The organism is Desulfurispora sp., from assembly GCF_052744395.1.
This window is the reverse complement of the sequence record NZ_JBRAJI010000073.1, coordinates 1-6264: the sequence shown is the minus strand read 5'-3', so window position 1 is coordinate 6264 and position 6264 is coordinate 1. Positions and strand designations below refer to the sequence as shown.

Annotated in this window: 4 protein-coding genes; all 4 read right to left on the bottom strand. The window is 53.8% G+C overall.

What is annotated here, in order from left to right; genetic code table 11:
* Positions 1–408: 408 nt before the first annotated feature.
* Complete coding sequence (gene rlmD / locus ACUVTU_RS12995; protein ID WP_445890379.1) at positions 409–1869, bottom strand: 23S rRNA (uracil(1939)-C(5))-methyltransferase RlmD; 1461 nt, start codon at positions 1867–1869, stop codon at positions 409–411.
* A 110-nt stretch (positions 1870–1979) separates the two neighbouring features.
* Entirely contained in the window at positions 1980–2534 is a 555-nt protein-coding gene (locus tag ACUVTU_RS12990) for a Uma2 family endonuclease (RefSeq protein ID WP_445890378.1), read from the bottom strand.
* Between the two features lie 185 nt (positions 2535–2719).
* Positions 2720–3781 carry an ACR3 family arsenite efflux transporter gene (arsB, locus tag ACUVTU_RS12985; protein ID WP_445890377.1) on the bottom strand — a complete coding sequence of 354 codons (1062 nt, stop codon included), beginning with the start codon at positions 3779–3781 and terminating at the stop codon, positions 2720–2722.
* A gap of 238 nt (positions 3782–4019) precedes the next feature.
* Complete coding sequence (locus ACUVTU_RS12980; protein WP_445890376.1) at positions 4020–5936, bottom strand: methyl-accepting chemotaxis protein; 1917 nt, start codon at positions 5934–5936, stop codon at positions 4020–4022.
* Positions 5937–6264 lie beyond the last annotated feature (328 nt).

Below are 6264 nucleotides of genomic sequence, written 5' to 3'. Positions count from 1 at the left end.
AGTGCCATCTCTGGTTGTTAATGGGATATTCGGGGCTTAACCGAACACCAATGGACAACGATTATATTATCGGTGGTAATCGTATTAGCGTTAAAACTTTGAACTTGAATACTGACTTTTCCAACATATCAAAACAGTTGAACGCAATAGTAGAAAAGATGTTATTATAATCATGTGTTTTATCGCATAAAGATAATAAGCAGTAATATATCCATCCTGTCTCCTCAACCCCCGTAAAAATGGCCATTATCTAATCTGTTAACTCAACTATACAACCTTCAGGGCAGTTGATATGTCCCCGTAAACAATAAAAAATAAGGGTTTCCTGACACTGTCACCTCAGACAGAACAGCCGAGAGAAAAGCTAAATGTTTGGAAACCCTTTATTTATAGGCATTTGCAATCCTTCTACTTCTCAACCCTTGACATCAATGTTACGCACTCCACGTGGCTGGTCCAGGGAAACATGTCCACGGGCTGTACCTCCAGGGCACGGTAACCGTGCTGGCTCAAAAAAGACAGGTCGCGGGCCAGGGTAGCGGGGTTGCAGGAGACATACACCAGTCGCGGCACCTGCATGGCTACCACCGCCTGCAGCGCCGCATAGCCGCATCCGCTGCGGGGCGGGTCCAGGACAATCAATTCGGGACGCAAACCCTGCTCTGCCAGTCGGGGCAAAAGCTTTTCTACCGCCCCCACCATAAAGCGGGCATTGCTAATGTTGTTCCGCATGGCATTCTGCCGGGCATCGGCCACGGCCTGGGACACCACTTCCAGCCCGTAAACCCGCTCGGCTTGCCGGGCCAGCAGCAGAGCGATGGTGCCGGTGCCGCAGTAGGCGTCCAGCACCGTCTCCCAACCGGTGAGCGCGGCGTATTGCAGGGCTTTTTGATATAATCTAGCCGTCTGCGCCGGGTTTACCTGGAAAAAGGCGGCTGGAGAAATGCGAAAATAAAGGCCCAGCAGCTCTTCCTCTATGTACTCCCTGCCAGCCAGCAGCATGTATGAGCCTGCGCTGCCAGCCCTGCCGGGCACAGGAGTATGGCGCAGCAGGGAAGTAATGGCGGGGTGGCGTGCGATTAATTCACGGGCCAGGGCTTTTTCCTCCTCCCAGAAACCGCCGGCCGTAAATAGCACCACCATGATCTGCCCGGTGGCCATGGCTTTGCGCAGCACCACCCGGTGAACAAACCCCTCACCACCTGCTGCCGCACCGGTTAATCTGCACTGGTGTGCAGCTTGCCCCATATCCAATCCGCACCCGTCGCTCGGAAAATGGGGTGCCGGACCAGTCCACCCCTCCGGCGCGTACTGGTTCAACAGCTCCTGAACGGTGGCAGCCACTCGGTTGAGTTCCCTGTCCACCAGCAGACAGCCCTCCGCCGCATCGGCCCCGCCCTCCGGGTAAAGCTCGATCAATTCATGTGATCCCCCGGCATACAAGCCCAGTACATAACGCTCGCTGGACAGAGCGGCATGCAGGGTGATCTTGTTACGGTAATGCCAGGGGCGGTCCATACCGGCCACATCGTGCACCGGTACGTCGTCCAGCCCGCCCAGGCGGGACAGGCTGTCCTGTACCAGCTGTTTTTTCAGGCGCAGTTGCTCGGCATAATGCACCTGCTGCAAACTGCAACCTCCACAGCCAGAGAAATGCGGGCAGGGAGCGGGCCGGCGTTCCGGAGCTTCCTGTAGCACTTCCAGCAGCCTGGCCCGGGCATAATTTTTTTTGCGATCCTCCACCCGTACCCGCACCACATCACCGGGCACGGCTCCGGGCACAAAGACCGCCAGGCCGTCGGCGCGGCCTACCCCTTCCCCACTGTGGGTTAGCCCGGTAATGGACAGCATTACTTCGTGGTTTAACATATGCAGCTGATTCCTTTGCACTAGAATAATGTCATTCCCTAATTAACCTTAAAACATAACACACGCAGCATTTTTATCCACTGAGCTGGATGTTACCCATCCATTGGCAGCTATTTTGTGTCTTCCTCACCCCAGGGAAACACAAACTTCACGTCACAAACAAAACCGGACAACACAGCAACGGAAGCGATACTCTCACCCCATTCGGCTCTGGACACTCTGACCAATCCTGTCTCCTGGCGGACGTAGACTTCAATACTCCTTTCCTCCGGATCCACAACCCAGTACTCTTTAACACCGTATTTCTCATAAGCACGGAATTTTTTGCGCAGGTCGTAGTAGGCACTGGAGGGAGAAAGCACCTCCACTACCAGATCAGGAGCCCCATAAACTCTATCTTCCTGAGAAATTCCTAATCTCTCCCTGGCCACAAAGACAATGTCGGGCTGGTAAACCTCGTTCTCCGCCAGCACCACATCCCGGGGGGCACAGAGCACCTCACCGGCCTGATGGTGTTCCACATAGTCATCCAGTAGCCTGAGCAAACGTTTCAGAGCCAACTGATGCTTTTTCCCCGGTGCCGGTGTCATAACCAGTTCACCCCCAATTAATTGATAGGGTGCTCCTTCCGGTAAACAGAAGTATTCTTGAGACGTATACATCATATGCGTACCCCCTTGCGCCACCAGGATTAATTGGCTGTGCAGAGTTATTTCAATAATAGTCCATCTCTGGTTGTTAAAACAATTAACCTCTCTTAATACTCAAGTATAACAAAGAAAAGCCGCTACCAAAACCTGATGTAGCGGCTAGACCTCCACTTTCCGGTAAATATTTAACTTTAATCAATTTACCTGCCGGCCAATTCATGGCTGAAGTATTTCTTGCGGAAATACAGCGCCACATTGACCAGGCTAATCAGTACGGGCACTTCTACCAGCGGGCCTATCACCGTGGCAAAGGCCTGGGCCGAATGAATACCAAATACGGCTACGGCCACGGCAATGGCCAGCTCAAAGTCGTTGCTGGCTGCGGTAAAAGCAACGGTAGTGGTGCGGCCGTAATCAGCACCAATCCATTTCCCTAGATAGAATGTAACCAGCCACATGATTACAAAATACAGGGTGAGCGGCACTACCACGCGGAAAACATCATAGGGCAGGGTGACAATCACATTGCCCTTCAGGGAGAACATGACCACAATAGTAAAGAGCAGGGCAATCAGAGTGATTTTGCTGACGCGGGGAATGAAATTCTTCTCGTACCATTCCCGGCCGCGCGATTGCACCAGCACCGCCCGGGTGATATATCCGGCAATGAAGGGGATACCCAGATAGATAAACACACTTTTAGCAATTTCAGCCATGGAAACATCCACTACTACGCTCTGCATCCCCAGCCAGGCCGGGATCACCGTCAGGAAGAAATAAGCATAAATAGAATAGGTCAGCACCTGGAAAATAGCGTTGAAGGCCACCAGCCCGGTGACATATTCAGGGTTACCGTCGGCCAGGTCATTCCACACCAGCACCATGGCAATGCAGCGAGCCAGCCCCACCAGAATTACTCCCGTCATCAACTCGGGCTTGTCGGGCAGCAGCAGGACCGCCAGCACAAACATAACCACCGGTCCGACAACCCAGTTTTGGATCAGTGACAGGGCCAGCAGCTTTTTGTCCTTGAAAACAGTGGGCAGCTCCTCGTAGCGCACCTTGGCCAGGGGCGGGTACATCATTAATATCAGTCCCACAGCAATGGGGATATTGGTGGTACCTACTTGAAATTTGCCCCAGAAGCCAGCAATCTGCGGGTACACATACCCCGCCCCCACACCTAGCACCATGGCCAGGAAAATCCACAGGGTGAGATAGCGGTCCAGGAAGGACAATTTTTTTACGGCGGATTGTGCCATCCGCCCACCTCCTTTAATGAGAAATGTTTTAAAATAAGCATTTACTTATATAATTATACACATAGGAGCGCCTGACAGCAACATCAACCTGCTTTTTTTAAGCAGCTTCAGCCCGGACCCAGTGAGCGGCTTGTTTCCACTGCAACAGACCGGAGAGCCGGGCCTGCTGCCCGGCTCTCCGGTCCCATATTTTTCTCACTGCACTGCAGCACACTCACCCCAGGGTTTGCGCGAAGGATTAAAGTTTAAAACGGGCTACCAGCTGACCGAGTTCTCCGGCCGTACTGGCCAGGGTTTCCGCTGCCGCCAGCACCTCCTGGCTGACCGAGCTCTGCTCCTGGGTCACCTGGGCCACGCTGTCCACACCGGCGGCCATCTGCTGCATAGCGGAGACCACTTGCTCGATTTGTTCGGCCAATGTCTGAACGCTGTGGACAATGGCCTGGAAGTTTTGGCCTGCGCTGCGCACCATGTGGTCACTTCTTTCCACCCGGTCTACGCTGTCGGTGACCTTGCTGGCCACCAGCCCGGCCTGGGACTGGATCTGACCCAGCAGCTCATGGATCTGGCGGGTAGCCGCCGCAGTCTGTTCCGCCAGTTGCCTTACTTCCTCGGCCACCACAGCAAACCCGCGCCCGTGCTCCCCGGCCCGCGCCGCTTCGATTGCCGCATTGAGCGCCAGCAAGTTGGTCTGCGCGGCAATGTTGCTGATCATTTCGGCAATCTGGTTAATGGAAGCGGCTTTTTCGTTGAGCTCGCTAACCAGGCCGGCAAATTCCCTGGTCACAGCAGCCACTCCGGCAAACTGATCATTAACTGTTTGCACGTCCCGGCTGCCCTGTTCAGCCCTTCCGGCAGTCTCATCGGCTGCCCGGGCAATTTCCTGGATGCTGGCATTTACATTTTCCACAGTGGAAGCAATCTGCTCAGCTGCCGCTGCTGTATCGGTAGCGTGGGCCGATGTTTGGCGGGCAGCCATCTGGATTTGGTTGGAAGCTCCGGCCACCTCGCCGGATTTGTCCTTGATCCGCTGCACCATGTCCACCATATTGACCGCCATAGCCTTGAAAGAACGGGCCAGCTGACTGATTTCGTCCCGCCCGGCTCCCACTTTTTCCAGTGCCGCTGAGGAAACAGCCAGGTTGCCAGTCGCGATCTGATCGGTCTCGGCTATGACTAAACGCAGCGGTCGGCTGACCTTTCTTTCCACATACCAGTAAAGGAAGCAGGCAAAAGCCAGCAGCGCCACCAGCAAAGAAATTGCTGAAACCAGATTATACTGCTTGATAAAAGCAACCGCTTCTTTTTCCGGCAGCAACACCACCAGCTGCATACCGGTATCCCCTACCGGCGCGGCGGCATAGTAATACGGCTGGTTGTTATAATTGATCAGAGAGACCCTGGTACCGATCTGCTGTACTATTTGCCCGGCCGCTCCGGCGAAACTCTTGTCATCCGTTATTTTCATCTTGAGCAGGCGGCTGCTGTCCGGATGGGCCACATAGATGCCCTGGCGGCTGAGCACAAAGGCAAAACCATTTTGCCCGGGTTTAACTTCAGCCACCCGGCGCTGCAATTCCGCCAGGCCAATGTCGATGGTGGTCACACCAACCGTCCGGTTATTTTGCTTAATGGGGCTGGTAGCGGTGATCATGGCCACACCGGTAATAGCATCAGCATAGGGTTCGCTCCAGACAATGGGCCTGTCGGTTTTAAAACCGTCCTTGTACCAATCGTACTGGAAATAGTCAGTATACCAGTCCAGTTTGACCTGCCCTTCGCTTTTATACAGATAAGGGCCGTAGGTTTCGGCCTTGCCGTCAAACATTTTGGGCTCGAACCAGAACCCCCCGCCCACCACCAGCTGGTTTCCCGCCAGATATTGCTTGATAATGCTGAAAAGCAGATTGCTGTCGTAGTGCCGTTCAGGCATGGCCGCAATATCACCCGCCAGGGCCGCCGCCAGGCTGCCTGCTCCCTGCAGCTGCCCCTCCAGCAGCGCGGCTTCTTTTTCCGCCCGCAGCTTGAGCTCCTCCTCCACGCGGGTGGATAGAAAGGAGCGAAAATGATAATAGCCGTACAGCGCCTGTCCGGCAAACACCAGCAGTGTCACCAGTACTGTGGTGGCCACCAGGGCATACTTGATACTGCGCAAAACCCGCCGCCTCCTTTACTGAAATCGACTTCTTAATCGTTATTTCGACATGATTTGTTTATATATTTTTACCTAATCAGTCAATAAAATCAATTACTTTTTCCAGCAGTCAATCGAAAAACGGGCAAGACAAAAGGCCGCGCTATCAGCCCGGCCTTTCCTCAAAATGCTTTTTCATCAATGTGCTGCTATTGTTGCATCATATACAGCCATTACGCTGTAGCGATCATTTTACCGGCTAACATTTGTTCTTTTAGCTTTTCAGCCGCATCGCGGGCAATCACCAGCTCCTCATCGGTAGGGATTACCAGCGCCTGCACGCGGGAAG